The 15088-nt window shown below is 62.1% G+C and carries 14 protein-coding genes; all 14 read left to right on the plus strand.

All coding sequences use genetic code 11. The features are described from left to right. Nucleotide 1: 1 nt before the first annotated feature. The 14 genes from ndk to carA all read left to right on the plus strand — a co-directional run bounded on the left by ndk (nt 2) and on the right by carA (nt 15082). Entirely contained in the window at nt 2–418 is a 417-nt protein-coding gene (gene ndk / locus ABR989_RS08535) for a nucleoside-diphosphate kinase (RefSeq protein WP_428127555.1), read from the plus strand. 48 nt (nt 419–466) lie between these two features. Beyond that, entirely contained in the window at nt 467–1540 is a 1074-nt protein-coding gene (gene rlmN, locus ABR989_RS08540) for a dual-specificity RNA methyltransferase RlmN (protein WP_428127556.1), read from the plus strand. A 30-nt stretch (nt 1541–1570) separates the two neighbouring features. Next, nucleotides 1571–2470 carry an S-methyl-5'-thioadenosine phosphorylase gene (gene mtnP, locus ABR989_RS08545; protein ID WP_428127558.1) on the plus strand — a complete coding sequence of 300 codons (900 nt, stop codon included), beginning with the start codon at nt 1571–1573 and terminating at the stop codon, nt 2468–2470. After that, on the plus strand, nt 2471–3394 hold the full coding sequence (locus ABR989_RS08550; RefSeq protein ID WP_428127559.1) for a PfkB family carbohydrate kinase: 924 nt from the start codon (nt 2471–2473) through the stop codon (nt 3392–3394). Then, a complete protein-coding gene (locus ABR989_RS08555; protein ID WP_428127560.1) occupies nt 3379–4317 on the plus strand; it encodes a glycosyltransferase family 2 protein in 939 nt (312 codons plus the stop codon). The genes ABR989_RS08550 and ABR989_RS08555 overlap by 16 nt, the downstream gene beginning before the upstream one ends. Nucleotides 4318–4326: 9 nt before the next feature. Further along, nucleotides 4327–5634: a UDP-glucose dehydrogenase family protein gene (locus ABR989_RS08560; RefSeq protein WP_428127562.1), complete on the plus strand. Its 1308-nt coding sequence runs from the start codon at nt 4327–4329 to the stop codon at nt 5632–5634. Between the two features lie 25 nt (nt 5635–5659). Beyond that, nucleotides 5660–6601, plus strand: coding sequence for an NAD-dependent epimerase/dehydratase family protein (locus tag ABR989_RS08565; protein ID WP_428127564.1), 942 nt, complete (start codon nt 5660–5662; stop codon nt 6599–6601). Between the two features lies 1 nt (nt 6602). Beyond that, the gene (gene lepA, locus ABR989_RS08570; RefSeq protein WP_428127566.1) at nt 6603–8405 is read left to right on the plus strand and encodes a translation elongation factor 4; all 1803 of its coding nucleotides are present in this window, start codon (nt 6603–6605) and stop codon (nt 8403–8405) included. 116 nt (nt 8406–8521) lie between these two features. Then, nucleotides 8522–9166, plus strand: a complete 645-nt coding sequence (gene lepB / locus ABR989_RS08575; protein WP_428127721.1) for a signal peptidase I — start codon at nt 8522–8524, stop codon at nt 9164–9166. A 26-nt stretch (nt 9167–9192) separates the two neighbouring features. After that, a complete protein-coding gene (locus ABR989_RS08580; protein WP_428127568.1) occupies nt 9193–9825 on the plus strand; it encodes a flavin monoamine oxidase family protein in 633 nt (210 codons plus the stop codon). A 173-nt stretch (nt 9826–9998) separates the two neighbouring features. Next, nucleotides 9999–10547: a bifunctional pyr operon transcriptional regulator/uracil phosphoribosyltransferase PyrR gene (gene pyrR / locus ABR989_RS08585; RefSeq protein WP_428127569.1), complete on the plus strand. Its 549-nt coding sequence runs from the start codon at nt 9999–10001 to the stop codon at nt 10545–10547. Nucleotides 10548–10585: 38 nt separating this feature from the next. Continuing rightward, nucleotides 10586–12526 (plus strand): aspartate carbamoyltransferase catalytic subunit, encoded by a 1941-nt coding sequence (locus ABR989_RS08590; RefSeq protein ID WP_428127570.1) that lies wholly within the window; start codon nt 10586–10588, stop codon nt 12524–12526. After that, nucleotides 12523–13881 carry a dihydroorotase gene (locus tag ABR989_RS08595; protein WP_428127572.1) on the plus strand — a complete coding sequence of 453 codons (1359 nt, stop codon included), beginning with the start codon at nt 12523–12525 and terminating at the stop codon, nt 13879–13881. The genes ABR989_RS08590 and ABR989_RS08595 overlap by 4 nt, the downstream gene beginning before the upstream one ends. 7 nt (nt 13882–13888) lie before the next feature. Then, a complete protein-coding gene (gene carA, locus ABR989_RS08600) occupies nt 13889–15082 on the plus strand; it encodes a glutamine-hydrolyzing carbamoyl-phosphate synthase small subunit (protein WP_428127574.1) in 1194 nt (397 codons plus the stop codon). Nucleotides 15083–15088 lie beyond the last annotated feature (6 nt).

Here is a 15088-nt window from a genome sequence, read left to right on the forward strand (position 1 = left end):
GATGGAACGAACCCTGGCAATCATCAAACCCGACGCGGTGCGGCGCGGGCTCACCGGCGACATACTCAAACGCATCGAAGCTTCGGGGCTGGCGATCGTCGCGATGCGCAAGATTCATCTCTCGCGCGCCGACGCCGAGAAATTTTACGACGTGCACAAAGCGCGGCCGTTTTTCCGCGGGCTGTGCGACTATATGAGTTCCGGCCCGGTGATTATTGCGGTGCTGCAGGGCGAGAACGCGATCAGCAAGTGGCGTCAACTGATGGGCGCAACCGATCCCAAAAAGGCCGACGCCGGCACGATTCGCAAGGACTTCGGAATCGACGTCGAGCAGAACGCCACGCACGGCTCGGATGCGCCCGCGACGGCGGCCGAGGAAATCGCCTTCTTTTTCCCCGCTCGGGAAATTCTTTCCTGAAAAAACCGTCCTGCTTTCACGGCGACGTTTCGATTAGAATAAGTGGCTGTGAACGCGAATAGCCAAACCTCGGCCGAGCCTGCCCCCACCGGCGCGGATTTCCGCGATTTGACGCTCGATGAGGTCGAGCAAATGGTCGCCGGCGCGGGTGAACGTTCATATCGCGCCCGCCAGATTCTGCATTGGGTACACGCTCGCGGCGCTGAGTCATTCGACGAGATGCGCGATCTGCCGGCGGCCCTTCGCAATTATTTGAAGCAAAACTTCACTATCGGGCATCCGGTGTCGTCGTTCGTCTCGCGTTCGTCGGATGGCGCCCGGAAACTGCTCATTCGGCTCGACGACGGTGAAGCAATCGAATCGGTGATAATCCCCACCGAAAAACGCGTCACACTTTGCATGTCGAGCCAGGTGGGATGCGCGATGGCCTGCGAATTCTGCGCGACGGCCCACATGGGACTGCATCGCAACCTCACCACTTCCGAGATGCTGGTGCAGATCCCTGCCGCTCGACGCGAGCTGGCCGGAGGCGAGGAACTCACGAACTTCGTTTTCATGGGGATGGGCGAGCCGCTGGCAAATTACCCGCGCCTGGTGCGCACGCTCACGATAATGACTTCCGATTGGGGGATGGGCATCTCACCGCGGAGGATCACGGTCTCCACCGTTGGTTTGGTCCCGATGATGGAGCGGTTGCTGGGCGAGACTCCGGTCAATCTGGCGGTCTCGATCCACGCCACGACCAACGAGCTTCGCGACCGCCTCGCGCCGATCAACCAGCGCTATCCGCTGGAAGTTTTGCTCGACGCATGCCGGAAGCTGCCGATCAAGCGGCGCAGCCGGATCACCTTCGAGTACGTGATGCTCGCGGGGGTGAACGATTCGCTGGCGGACGCGCGGCGGCTGGTGAAGTTGCTTGCGCCTTTGCGCGCCAAAGTGAACCTGATTTTTTACAATCCGCTGGCGGGCTCCCCGCTTCGGGGCAGCTCACGCGCCGCGGTGGAGGCCTTTCAAGCGATCCTGAACAACGGTAATTTGACCGCAACAATCCGCGAAAGCCGGGGGCTCGATATTGCGGCGGCATGCGGCCAGCTTTACGCCGAACAGCACAATCCGGCCTGACCCCGGTTCAGAATTAGCGCCAGAAGAAAAATGCTACAAAACATACTCGGAGTGATCGGAGGCAGCGGCTTCTACCAGATGAAGGGCCTGGACAAGGTCGAGCCGATAGAGCTCCAGACACCGTTCGGGCCTCCGTCCGATCCGTTTTACCAGGGACGAATCGGAGACATCGGGGTCGTTTTTCTCGCGCGACACGGGCGCGGCCATCGATTGTTGCCGTCCGAAATAAATTATCGCGCCAATGTGTTCGGGATGAAGCGGCTCGGCGTGACCCATCTCGTTTCGGTATCGACGGCGGGCAGCCTGAAAGAGGAAATTCATCCGGGCGAACTGGTAATTCCAGATCAGTTTATCGATCGCACGATCAAGCGTCCGATGACATTCTTCGGTGACGGTCTGGTGGCGCACGTTTCGATCGCCGATCCCGTGTGCGCAAATCTCGCGAGCGATCTGGCCGTCGCAGCGCGCGCGGGCGGCGCGGTCGTTCACGACCGCGGAACCTATCTATGCATGGAAGGTCCGCAATTCTCGACGCGCGCCGAGTCGAATCTTTTCCGGAGTTTTGGCGCCAGCGTCATCAGCATGACCGCGATGCAGGAGGCGCGCCTCGCTCGCGAGGCGGAGATGTGTTACGCGGCGCTGGTGCTGGTGACGGATTACGATTGCTGGCACGATACGGCCGCCGCGGTGGATATCGGCGAGATCCTGCGCGTGATGAAGCTGAACGTGGACAAGGCGCAAAGCGCCGTGTCGGCGCTTGCGCACGCGCTTGGCAATCGTGCGCGGACGTGCAGATGCCAGGACGCGCTCAAGAACACGATAATTACCGATCGCGCGGCAATTCCGCAGCGCCTGATCGACGACTTGCGGCCGCTGATAGGCAAGTATCTCCAGGATCATCGAAATCCGGGCGCGCTGAAGGGGCAATAGATGAGTATCGTTGTGGTCGGATTTCTAGCCTACGACACGGTCGAAACGCCCAACGGAAAAGTCGAGGAAGTGTTGGGCGGCGGCGCCAGCTATTTTTCGATAGCAGCGCGATTTTTTTCCCCGGTCAGCATAGTCGCGGTGGTCGGTACGGATTACAGGCCCGAGGATCTCCAATTGTTCACCGATCGGAATATCGATGTGCGCGCAGTAGTCAAACGCGAGGGGCTGACCACGCGATGGCACGGCCGTTATCACGAAGACCTGAACACGCGCGACACGGTCAAGCTTTCGCTGAACGTCCTGGAGAACTTCACGCCGGAATTGCTGCCTGACCAATGCCGCGCAGACTACCTTTATCTGGCGCCAAACGATCCTGCGCTTCAGGAACACGTGCTGGACCAGGTGCTTAGTCCCAAACTAGTCACGGCCGATCTCTATGACTATTGGATCCAGAACACCCGCCCCGGCCTGGCCAGGGTGCTCGAGCGAATCCAGATACTGCTTTGCAGCGATAGCGAGGCGCGTACCCTTACGGGCGAGCACAACCTCGTCAAGGCGGGGCGCGCGATCCTGAAAATGGGCCCGGCCACCGTTCTGATCAAGCGCGGCGAGTATGGCGTGCTTCAGTTCAGCGAGGAAGGCATGTTCGCGGTGCCCGCGTATCCGCTGGAAGAGGTGGTCGATCCTACCGGAGCGGGCGATACGTTTGCGGGCGGCATGATGGGGTTTCTGGCGCGACACGGGCGGGTAACGGAATCCTCGCTGCGCACGGCGGTCGTGTACGGCAGCGTGATGGCGTCGTTCGTAGTCGAGCGTCTTTCGCTGGAGAGGCTATTGGCTCTGACTTGGGAAGAGATAGATAATCGCTATCGGGAGTTTATCAATCTGATCGACTCTCATCATTCAAGATGGACTACTCAGTAGTTATTCCGCTCTACAACGAGCGGGATAGCCTCGCCCCGCTGCATGCAGAGTTAAGCCGCGTGATGCAGGCGTTGGGACGCGCCTACGAACTTGTGTTCGTGGACGACGGCAGTACCGACGGGAGCATCGAGGTACTGCGTCAGATTAAGTCCGCGGACCAAAATGTGCGCGTGATCTCGCTGGCGCGCAACTCCGGACAGACGGCCGCGCTGGCCTGCGGCTTCGCGCACGCCACCGGCGACGTGGTAATCGCGATGGACGCCGACGGACAAAACGATCCCGCCGACATCCCGCGGCTGCTGGCCAAGCTCGACGAAGGCTACGACTTGGCCAGCGGCTGGCGCACTGAGCGCTGGCAGGCGGAACGGTTTACGCGCCGGCTGCCTTCAATGGCGGCAAATTCACTGATTTCGGCCATGACCGGCGTCAAGCTTCACGACTACGGCTGCACCTTCAAGGCCTACCGGCGGGAGCTTGCACGCAGTCTGCAGCTCTACGGCGAGATGCATCGATTTGTCCCCGCGATTGCGGCGGAGCAGGGTGCGCGAATCGCGGAAGTCGAAGTCGGATTTCGGCCGCGCCGCGCGGGCGCCTCCAAGTATGGACTGTGGCGCGTAGTGCGCACCTTGCTTGACCTTATCACCGTCAAATTTCTTTCCGGTTATTCCACCGCGCCGATACAGGTGTTCGGCCTGATCGGAATCGTGCTGGGCGGACTCGGCGGTCTATGGACGTTCATCCTGGTGATGGAGAAGATACTACTGGGACGCGAACTGGGTAATCGGCCCGCGTTGCTATTGGCGGTTTTGTTGGTAGTCGTCGGAGTACAGTTTGTGAGTATCGGACTGCTGGGCGAGATGCTCGCGCGCACCTATCACGAATCGCAGGGAAAGCCGATCTACGTAATCAAGGAAGAATTCTAGAGGCTATCGATGAACATCGCAGTCGTGGGGAGCGGATATGTCGGACTGGTGAGCGGCACCTGCTATGCCGAAAGCGGCAATGAAGTATTCTGCGTTGACATCGATAAGCAGCGAATCGCCCAGCTTTGCGAGGGCAGGATTCCGATCTATGAGCCGGGACTCGAAGAACTGGTGCGCCGCAATCTGAAGGAAGGCCGGCTTCATTTCACCACCGACATCGCCGAAGCGGTCAAGCAATCGATGGTGTCGTATATTGCCGTGGGCACTCCGATGAGCGCGTCGGGCGCGGCGGACTTGACGGCGATTTTCCAGGCGGCCGAGGATATCGCAAAAGCGATCACCGGCTATCACATCGTGGTGATCAAGAGCACCGTTCCGGTCGGCACCAGCGACCGGGTGCGGGAAATCGTCGGCCGCTTCGCCAAACATCGCGCCGACGTGTGCTCGGTCCCGGAGTTTCTCAAAGAAGGCTCCGCCATAGAAGATTTCATGCGGCCGGACCGGGTCGTGATCGGAAGCCTGAGCGAGCGGGCCACGGCTATCCTCAAGGAAATTCACAACCCCTTCGTGCGCACTGACAATCCGATCCTCGTGATGGATCCGCGCTCGGCGGAGCTGACCAAGTATGCGTCCAACGCGATGCTCGCGATGCGCATCTCGTTCATCAACGAGATGGCGAATCTGTGCGACGCCGTCGGCGCCGACATCAACGCCGTCCGCCGCGGACTCGGCACCGACAAGCGCATCGGCTCGTCGTTCTTGTTTCCCGGTGTCGGTTATGGCGGTTCGTGCTTTCCCAAAGACGTGCGTGCGGTGATTCACACGGCCGGCGAGCACAATCTTGATTTCGCGCTTTTGCGCGCGACGGAAGAGGTGAATTCCCGCCAGAAGCGGCTGATCCCCGCGCGCGTGAAACAGCATTTCGGACAAAACCTGAGCGGCCGCGCGTTTGCGATTTGGGGGCTGGCCTTCAAGCCGCGCACCGACGACATGCGTGACGCGCCGGCGCTGGTGGTGATCGAGGAACTTCTGCAGGCGGGTGCGAAATGCCGGGTGCATGACCCCGAAGCGCTGGAAAATGCGCGCAAGATTTTTGGCGATCGCGTCACCTACCACAAAACCAACTACGAGGCGCTCACGGGCGCCGACGCGCTGCTGATTCTGACCGAGTGGAACGAGTTCCGGCATCCCAACTTTCAGCGCATCAAGGCCGAGCTCAAACAGCCGGTGATATTCGACGGCCGGAACCTGTATGATCCGGATCTGATGAAGGCGCTCGAGCTGCGGTACTACTCGGTCGGACGCCACCCGGTTTAGGACGGTTTTGGACAAAGACGCTTCGATGAGAATTCTGGTGACCGGCGGCGCCGGCTTTATCGGCTCGCACACGGTGGATGCGCTGGTCGCGTCCGGCGCCGGTGAAGTGTCGGTGCTGGACGATTTGTCCACCGGCAAGCGCATGCAGGTGAACGCGAAAGCCGCGCTCTATCAAACCGATCTGCGCGACGCCGCGGCAGTTGCGTCCGTCGTCGAGCAGGCGCGCCCCGAGATTATCTTCCATCTCGCGGCGCAGATGGACGTGCGGCGTTCGGTCGCCGATCCTGCGTTCGACGCGCAAGTGAACCTGGTCGGATTTCTCAACCTGATCGAATCGGCGCGCAAACACGGCCTCAAGCGCGTGATCTTTTCTTCGACCGGCGGCGCGATTTACGGCGAGCAGGACGAGTTCCCGTGCACCGAGGACCATCCGCGCCGGCCGGTAAGTCCCTACGGCGTCGCCAAGCTGGCGACCGAAGCCTATCTGTTTTTCTACAAGGTCGAGTACGGAATCGACTACCTGGCGCTGCGATTCGGCAACGTTTACGGCCCGCGCCAGGATCCGCACGGCGAAGCCGGCGTAGTTGCGATCTTCTGCGGACGAATCCTCGACGGCAAGCCCGTGACGATTTACGGCGACGGCACGCAGTCGCGCGACTACGTTTACGTCGGCGACGTGGTGCGGGCCGTGGTCGCGGCCGGGAAATCGAGCGCGTCGGGAATCGCGCTCAACATCGGCACCGGCATCGAGACCAACGTGAACGATCTTTATTCCACGCTCGCGGGCATCGCCGATTTCCCGACCCGGGCGGAGCACGCGGCAGCGCGTCCCGGCGAGCAAAAGCGCTCCGTCATATCGCCGGCGCGCGCGGAGCGGGAGCTTGGCTGGCGTCCCGAAAAGAAGCTCGCAGACGGACTCGAAGAGACGTTCAAATATTTCAAGCAGCAGCGCGCCCGTTCGAGTTGAAATGACCGAAGCCGCCTCGATTCGCAATTTTTCGATCATCGCGCACATCGATCACGGCAAGTCCACGCTGGCCGATCGAATCCTCGAGCGCACCGGCGCGCTCACGATGCGCGAGTCGAAGGATCAGTTTCTGGACTCGATGGACCTCGAGCGCGAGCGCGGAATCACGATCAAGGCGCGCTCGGTGCGGCTGAACTACACGGCCAAAGATGGAAAGGGCTACGTGTTGAACTTGATCGATACGCCCGGTCACGTCGATTTCGCCTACGAAGTTTCGCGCAGCCTGGCCGCGTGCGAGGGTGCGCTGCTGGTGGTCGATGCGAGCCAGGGCGTCGAGGCGCAAACGCTCGCCAACGTCTATCTCGCGCTCGATCACGGGCTCGAAATTATTCCAGTGATCAACAAAATCGATCTGCCCAGCGCAGATGTCGAGGGCACCAGGCATCAGATCGAGGAAATCATCGGGCTCGATGCCTCCGAGGCGGTTCTTACCAGCGCCAAGGAGGGCGTGGGGATCGACGATGTCCTCGAAGCGATTGTCGCGCGAATCCCCGCGCCCAAACCCACCGGCGAGGACGCCGTCCGCGCGCTCATCTTCGACAGTTGGTACGACGTGTACGAGGGCGTGATCGGTCTGGTCCGCGTCTTCGGCGGCGAAATCCGGGTGGGGATGAAAGTTCGCCTGATGGGCACCGACAAGCTGGGCGAAGTGATGCGCCTGGGGCATTTCACGCCGCACGAGCGGCCCACCGACGCACTCGGTCCGGGCGAGGTCGGCTTTGTCGTGGCGGGGATCAAAACCGTCGCGGACATGCGGGTGGGCGACACGATTACCGATGCGGACAATCCCGCGGTGGCGCCGCTGCCGGGCTTCAAGACATTGAAGCCGATGGTGTTCGCGGGCCTGTATCCGACCGAGGCGAATCAGTACGGCGCGCTGCGCGACGCGATCGAAAAGCTGCGGCTCAACGACGCGAGCCTCATCTGCGAACCGGAGACCTCGCAGGCGCTCGGCTTCGGCTTTCGCGCCGGATTCCTGGGCTTGCTGCACATGGAAATCGCGCAGGAGCGCCTCGAACGCGAATTCGGAATCAACCTGATCGTAACCGCGCCGACGGTCGCCTACCAGGTGCGCACGGTTTCGGGCGAGCTGACGACGGTGGACAATCCCGCGCATCTGCCCGATGAGAACACGATCGAGGCGATCGAGGAGCCGTTCATTCTCACTTCTATCCACATGCCCGAGGAGTATCTGGGCGCGGTGATGAAGCTGTGCGAAGACCGGCGCGGCCTCCAGCGCGATTTGCGTTTCCTGGGTGAAAAGCGCGTGATCCTGCACTACGAATTGCCGCTTGCCGAGATCGTCTTCGATTTTTACGATCGGCTGAAATCGGTGAGCCGGGGCTACGCGTCGTTGGACTACGAGTTTCTGGACTTCCGTGCCGGGCCTCTGGTTAAATTGGATATTCGAATTAACGGCGAGGTGGTGGACGCGCTTTCGATTATCGTGCATCGCGACAAGTCCTACGAACGGGGCCGGGCGTTGTGCGAAAAGATGCGCGAGCTGATTCCCCGCCAGATGTTCGAGGTCGCGATTCAAGCCGGGATCGGCTCCAAGATTATCGCGCGGGAAACCGTGAAGGCGCTGCGCAAAAACGTCACCGCCAAGTGCTACGGCGGCGACATCACGCGAAAACGAAAGCTGCTCGAGAAGCAAAAGGAAGGCAAGAAGCGGATGAAGCAGGTGGGACGGGTCGAGATTCCGCAGGAGGCTTTCCTGGCCCTGCTCAAGGTCGGGGAGTAGGGACTGCAGTGGCCGAACCAGCGCGCAACATTTCCAAAGCACAGCCGCAAAACGCCGGCGAGATTGCCAATCACGCGCCGGCGCAGAAGTCCGTCGCGCGCGAGTATGGCGAGGCGATGCTCATCGCGCTCGTGCTCGCGATCTTCATCCGCACGTTCTTCATACAGGCGTACAAAATTCCGTCGGGCTCGATGGAACCGACGTTGCTCATAGGCGACCATATTTTGGTCAACAAGATTGTTTACGGGCTGCGGATGCCGGACTCGATTTTTGGCCTCGAGATCCCCGGCCTCCGATTGGGCGAGTACGTCTTTCATCTCGCGCCGGTGCATCGCGGCGACGTCGTGGTGTTCGTCTTTCCGCCCGATCGCAGCAAGGATTTCATCAAGCGCGTGATCGGCGTCGCCGGCGACACGGTTGCAGTGAAGAACGGCGTCGTCTGGCTCAACGGTTCCGAGATGCCCGACCCGCACCGGCACTGGGAGGTCGCCGCGCAGGATCGATCGCCAGTCTCGCCGCGCGACAACTTCGGACCCGTGACGGTGCCGCCGGGCAAGCTGTTCATGATGGGCGATAACCGCGATCGCAGCTACGACGGCCGCTTTTGGGGCTTTGTCGATCTGAACGACGTTGAGGGACGCGCCACGGTCATTTATTTGCCGTGGAATGAGGAGAAGGCGGACGGCGCCTCGGCACTGAGCGAGGTCCCGTTGTGGTTCGAGTACATCAGATGGGATCGAGTCGGCATGCTCGTGCACTAGACCGGAAACCGAAAAGGGAGCATCAGGTGGCGGACGAAGCCGTGAACAGGATTGGCGGGATCCTCGAGGAGCTGGGGGCGCGATTCGATCTTGTGCTCGAGGCGGTGTCGGGTTTCGGCGGACGCCTGGACACGTTGCGCGATGAGATATTCGGGCAGTTCGCGGAAGTCGGCGGCCAGATTCGCTTCCTGTCCGAGCAGATTGCCGAGAATCGGCTGGGCATCGTCGCCGCGCGGGACGATCTCGGCGCTGAGATCGTGCGGCTGGGCGAAGCGCTGGGCAAGGCGCGCATCGAGTTCCGCGACGAGCTGGCCGCCGCTGAGAAGGGACTTCGCGGCGAATTTGCCGCCCGCGCCGCCGAGTTCCGCGAAGAAGCGGTACGCGCAGTGGCCTCCACCAGCGAGCGCGCCGGGAGGCAGGCGGCGCTCTCGGGCGGCGAGCTCGGACGCGAAATCGGCGAGAGCGCGAAGATTCTCAAGCGGGAAATTGCGGCGTCGGCGGAGCTCGCGGCGAAAAAACTCGGCGCCGAACTCAAGCAAACCGGCAAATCGCTGGCCAATCTCGCGCGCAAGTTCGACCGCTTCGACGACCGGATTACGGTTCAGACCCGCGACCAGGATCAACGCCTGCGAAAACTCGAGCGCAAGCGCGGCGCATGACTCGCGTCGCGCCGGAGAGCGGGATTGATTGCGGGGGTTGACCGCAATCTTTTGCGATCATAAATTCTAGTCACCTTTAACCCGCTACTGAGATAGCGAAAAGGGACGACAATGAAAGTGTATATTTCCGGACCCGGCTGTTTTCGCAGTCGGGATTTTTTTTGGCCGGCGCGATGAGCGCCGCGGCCAACGTCGCACTCGACGCCGCTCAGCTCGGGCGATCGCTCAAGCGGATCGCGATGGAGATAGCCGAGCACAACGGCGGCGCGGACAACATCGTGCTGGTGGGAATCGTTCGCCGCGGCGCCACGCTGGCAGAACGGATCGCCGATGAGTTGCGGGCCAATGGCAGGCGCGAAGTCCCCGTCGGTACGCTGGACATCTCTTCCTACCGCGACGACGGCAAGGGCTTGCCCGGCGATCCCCGGCTAATCGGCCGCGACATTCCTTTTTCCCTCGACGCCAAGCGGGTGGTGCTCGTTGACGACGTCCTATACACCGGGCGAACCGTGCGCGCCGCGCTCGACGCGATCTCCGATCTGGGCCGGGCGGAATCGGTGCAGCTCGCCGTTCTGGTCGATCGCGGCGAGCGCGAGCTTCCGATTCGCGCGGACTACGTGGGCAAAAACGTCCAGGTCCCGCACGGCCAGCGCATTTACGTGCGGCTCACCGAGATCGACGGCGCGGACGCGGTTGTGGTTGGCAACGCAAATGCAAAATGAGGTCGAACAGCCGCGCTCGAAGCGGGACGAAGGATACAGTGTCACGGCTGGCAAAATTTGACGTCGTTTCGATCGAGGATCTCGAGACCTCGGACATCGAACGCGTGTTTGCGCTCGCCGACGGCTTTGCCGCCCAGCTCGAGCGCGGCGAGCAGATCACGACCGCTGCCGGACTGATCATGGCGACGCTGTTCTACGAGCCTTCGACGCGCACGCGGCTCAGCTTCGAGTCCTCGATGCATCGCCTCGGCGGCGCGGTGATCAGCTCGGCCGATATGCACGCGAGCTCCGCCGCCAAGGGCGAGAGTCTCGCCGATACCGTGCGCGTTGTCGCCGGCTATGCCGACCTGATCGTGCTGCGCCATCCGCATGACGGCGCGGCGCGCGTGGCCGCGGAGTACGCGCCATGCCCGGTGCTGAACGCGGGCGACGGCAGCCGCGAGCATCCAACTCAGACGCTTTGCGATCTCTACATTCTGCGCAAGAAAAAGGGCCATCTGAAGGGACTCACGGTCGCGCTATGCGGCGACTTGAAGTTTGGCCGCACGGTGCATTCGTTGATCTACGCGCTGGCACGTTTCGGCGCGAACATCGTCGCCGTGCCGACCAGCGGGATGGACGTTCCGGACTACGTGCTGGAACGGCTGGCCGCGGAGCGCAATTACAGCTTTTCGACCGTCACGATGGATGAACTCAAGTCGTTGGCGGGCGGCCTCGACGCTCTTTATCTGACCCCTAGCGCGCCGCATCAGATGGCGCTCTTTACCGACGACGGGGAGCTACGAAAATTTCCCGCGGCCGAGCCTCCGGCCGCGCTCGATGCATTCTACGTCACGCGCCTGCAGAAAGAGCGCATGTCGGGGAAGGAGGCCGGTCTCGCGGAGTACGTCCGCTTCGACGCGCGCGCTCTTCGCACCAGCCGCACGCAGGAAGCCGTCGTGATGCATCCGCTGCCGCGCCTGGGCGAATTGGCGTACGAGCTCGATGCCGATCCGCGTGCGGTTTACTTCGAGCAGGCCGCTGCCGGCGTGCCGGTCCGGATGGCGTTGATCGCATTGCTGATGGAGAAAGCTGCCGGCGCATCCGCCGGTCAGCGGCCGACGGCCGGGGCGATTCGCTTCAAGGCCGAGCCGCCGCCGCGATGCTCCAATCTGAACTGCGTGACGCGATTCGAGGGCGCCTACCTGGCCCCGCGATTCACGCTCGGGCGCGGCACGGATGCCACCGTGCTCGCGCTGAAGTGCGGCTTCTGCGAACGCGAACTGAAGATTGAATACGTCGGTCATGCGCGATCGCATCGCTATTATCGCTTCGACGAAAACCTGCAAGGCTATGTCCGCCAATGGATCGAAGAAGGCTCGCTGGCGGTATTCGACAGCGTGAAGCAGGCCGAAGAGGCCGGCTACGAACCCTACCGGCGCGGGCCTCAGCGCGAAATTATGAATGAAGAGGAAGTCGTTCGTGCGATCGAATCGCTCGCCGACCAGGTGATTGCCGACGTTCACGATATGCCGGGAGTGTCGATTGTGGGCGTCGTCAGTCGCGGCGCGATGCTCGCGCTTCGGCTGCGCGACCTGATTGGAGCGAAGACCGGAGTTCTTCCTCCGTGTGCGTCGCTCGATGCGTACCAACCGGCTGACGGTTTGCATCCGATCGACGGCACCGAGAATTTCAACGTCGAAGACCGCACAATAATTCTTGCCGATGACGTAATTAACAGCGGCTGGACCGTGCAACGCGCGATGGCGACGATCTGGCAGCGCGGCCGTCCGGCCGCGGTCAAACTGGCGGTGTTGATCGATCGCGGGCATCGCGCCGTCCCGATTCGGCCAAACTATGTCGGCAAGAATATCCCGACCTCACGCGGCGAGCGCGTGCAGGTGCGCCTCGCAGCGGCCGGCACGGAGAGCAAGTCGCACGATCGCGTAATGATCTATTCAATCGTCGAACCGCTGAAAGAACCCGAGGCGGCGCATTGAACTCAATCCTGCTCAGAGGGGGACGGGTGATCGATCCCGCAAGCGCACTCGATGGACAGTGTGACTTGCTGGTGCGCGACGGCAAGATTGCAGCGGTGGAACGGGCCGAGGCTCGGACAAATTTGGACGATGCAACTTTGGTGGATGCGAGCGGATGCTGGATCGTGCCCGGCCTGATCGATCCGCATGTACATTTGCGCGATCCCGGTTTCCCCGAAAAGGAAACGATCCTGACGGGTTTGCGGGCAGCGGCGGCGGGCGGTTTCGCGACCGTGGCGGCGATGGCGAACACGTCGCCGGTCAACGACAGTCCCGCGATTACGCGTTACATGCTCAAGCGCGCCGGGGAAGCCCATTGCGCACGGCTGGCGCCGGTTTCGGCGGTCACGCAAGGGCTGCGCGGGATCGAGCCGGTGGATTTCGCCGCGATGCTTGATGCGGGTGCGCGATTGTTTTCCGACGATGGAATCCCGATCGATGATGCGGCGGTGCTGTCGCGCGCGTTGCATGAAACCAGGCGGCTTGGATTTGCGGTTGCGCTGCATGAAGAGGATCGCGCGCTGTCATGCGATGGAGCGTTGAACGCCGGCGCGGTATCGGAGCATCTGGGCGTCAGCGGTTATGCGCATTCGGCGGAACCGCAACGCGTGCGCCGCGATCTCGCGATAGCGATCGGCTCGGGCGCGGCGGTTCATGTCGCCCACGTGTCCACGGCCGAGTCACTCGAACTCATCCGCGCCGCGCGCCGGCATGGCGCGCAAGTCACCTGCGAGGCGACGCCGCATCATTTCACGTTGGACGAAAGCGCCGCGCTGACTTGGGGGCCGAACGCCAAGATGAACCCTCCGCTTCGCAATCGCGATGATGTCGAAGCGCTCCGTGCGGCGATTCGCGATGGCACCGTTGACATGATTGCGACCGACCACGCGCCGCACGATCCGAAATCGAAGCGGATGGAGCAACTCGGCGCCTTTTTCGGTCCGGGGCACCAGGCGGCGCATCTCGATCACGACGCAGCCGAGATATTCGCGCACGCGGCAAACGGAGTCGTGGGTCTTGAGACATCGCTCGGACTTGCGCTCGACCTGGTGCATCGATCTTTGATCGAACCGGCGCGTCTAGTCGAGATGATGTCGCTCAATCCAGCGGCACTGCTGCGGCTGGAGGCAGGTACGCTTGCGGTTGGCGCGGTCGCGGATATCACGGTGATCGATCCCAATCTCGAGTGGACCGTTGCGCCGGAAAAATTCCTGTCAAAGAGCCGCAACACTCCGTTCGCAGGGATGCGGCTGAAGGGCAGGGCGGTGCTGACTATCGTTGCGGGCGAAATCGTTTACGACGGGAGGAAGGCGTAACGGATCGATGAGCAAAGGGCGCGAAGCGATACTGGCGCTCGCCGACGGGCGAATTTTCCGCGGCCGCGCATTCGGCGCGATGGGCGAGGCGGTGGGCGAAGCGGTCTTCAACACCGCGATGACCGGCTACCAGGAAGTGCTGACTGACCCGTCGTACAAGGGCCAGTTGGTCTGCATGACTTATCCGGAAATCGGCAACGTTGGAATCAACGCCGAGGACGCAGAGTCGCGGCGCTTGTACCTGGAGGGTTTCATCGTCAAGGAATACTGGGAGCGGCCGTCGAACTGGCGCTCGGAGATGGCGCTTGGAAAGTACCTGGAAGAGGCGGGCGTGGTGGGTATCGAGGGTATCGACACGCGCGCGCTGGTCCGCCATTTGCGCACGCGCGGCGCGCAGGAAGCGGTGATATCGAGCGTCGATCTGGACGCCGAGTCGCTGGTGCGCAAGGCCAAGGCGTCGCCGGGACTGGTCGGCCGCGATCTCGTGAAAGAGGTTACATCCGCTGAGGCTTACGATTGGGACTTCGGGGATTGGAAATTAGGGCGCGGCTACCTCCGCATGAGCCACGAAGCGATGCGCGATGCGCCCGCGATTGTCGCGCTCGACTACGGAATCAAGCTGAACATTTTGCGCCGGCTGGTGGCGACCGGCTTTCGCGTGAAGGTGGTCCCGGCGGCGTCGAGCGCAGAGGAGATACTCGCGCACAACCCCGACGGAATTTTCCTGTCGAACGGACCCGGCGATCCTGCGGCGCTGCCGTACGCTTACAGAGCTATCGCGGGCGTGTTGGGCAAGAAGCCGGTGTTCGGCATCTGCCTTGGCCATCAGTTGATCGGGCTGGCGCTGGGCGGCAAGACTTACAAGCTCGACTTCGGCCATCATGGCGCCAATCATCCGGTGATGGACTTGCGCACCCGGCGGGTCGAGATCACGGCGCAGAACCACGGCTTCGCGGTCGATGACGAGTCATTGAGAAGACGTGCGAAGCTTTCGCATCTGAACCTGAACGACAACACCGTCGAAGGCCTGCAGGGAACCGGAGTGCCGTTCTTTTCCGTGCAATATCATCCCGAGGCCTCGCCCGGGCCGCACGATTCGAGCTACCTGTTTGCGCGATTCAAGAAACTGGTTGAAGCGTTCCCGCGTTACGGCGCGGAGGCGCTGGACCGAATCCTTGCCGCCGAGGCATCGGCGCGATGACCAGAT

It is taken from the genome of Binatus soli (SeqCode), assembly GCF_050015535.1.
Taxonomy (GTDB): Bacteria; Desulfobacterota; Binatia; order Binatales; family Binataceae; genus Binatus; species Binatus soli.

Excerpts from the sequence above, each read along its gene's own strand:
- ndk (WP_428127555.1), top strand. The coding sequence starts at position 2 with ATGGAACGAACCCTGGCAATCATCAAACCCGACGCGGTGCGGCGCGGG.
- mtnP (WP_428127558.1), top strand. The coding sequence starts at position 1,571 with ATGCTACAAAACATACTCGGAGTGATCGGAGGCAGCGGCTTCTACCAG.
- ABR989_RS08550 (WP_428127559.1), top strand. The coding sequence starts at position 2,471 with ATGAGTATCGTTGTGGTCGGATTTCTAGCCTACGACACGGTCGAAACG.
- ABR989_RS08555 (WP_428127560.1), top strand. The coding sequence starts at position 3,379 with ATGGACTACTCAGTAGTTATTCCGCTCTACAACGAGCGGGATAGCCTC.
- ABR989_RS08560 (WP_428127562.1), top strand. The coding sequence starts at position 4,327 with ATGAACATCGCAGTCGTGGGGAGCGGATATGTCGGACTGGTGAGCGGC.
- ABR989_RS08565 (WP_428127564.1), top strand. The coding sequence starts at position 5,660 with ATGAGAATTCTGGTGACCGGCGGCGCCGGCTTTATCGGCTCGCACACG.
- lepA (WP_428127566.1), top strand. The coding sequence starts at position 6,603 with ATGACCGAAGCCGCCTCGATTCGCAATTTTTCGATCATCGCGCACATC.
- lepB (WP_428127721.1), top strand. The coding sequence starts at position 8,522 with ATGCTCATCGCGCTCGTGCTCGCGATCTTCATCCGCACGTTCTTCATA.
- pyrR (WP_428127569.1), top strand. The coding sequence starts at position 9,999 with ATGAGCGCCGCGGCCAACGTCGCACTCGACGCCGCTCAGCTCGGGCGA.
- carA (WP_428127574.1), top strand. The coding sequence starts at position 13,889 with ATGAGCAAAGGGCGCGAAGCGATACTGGCGCTCGCCGACGGGCGAATT.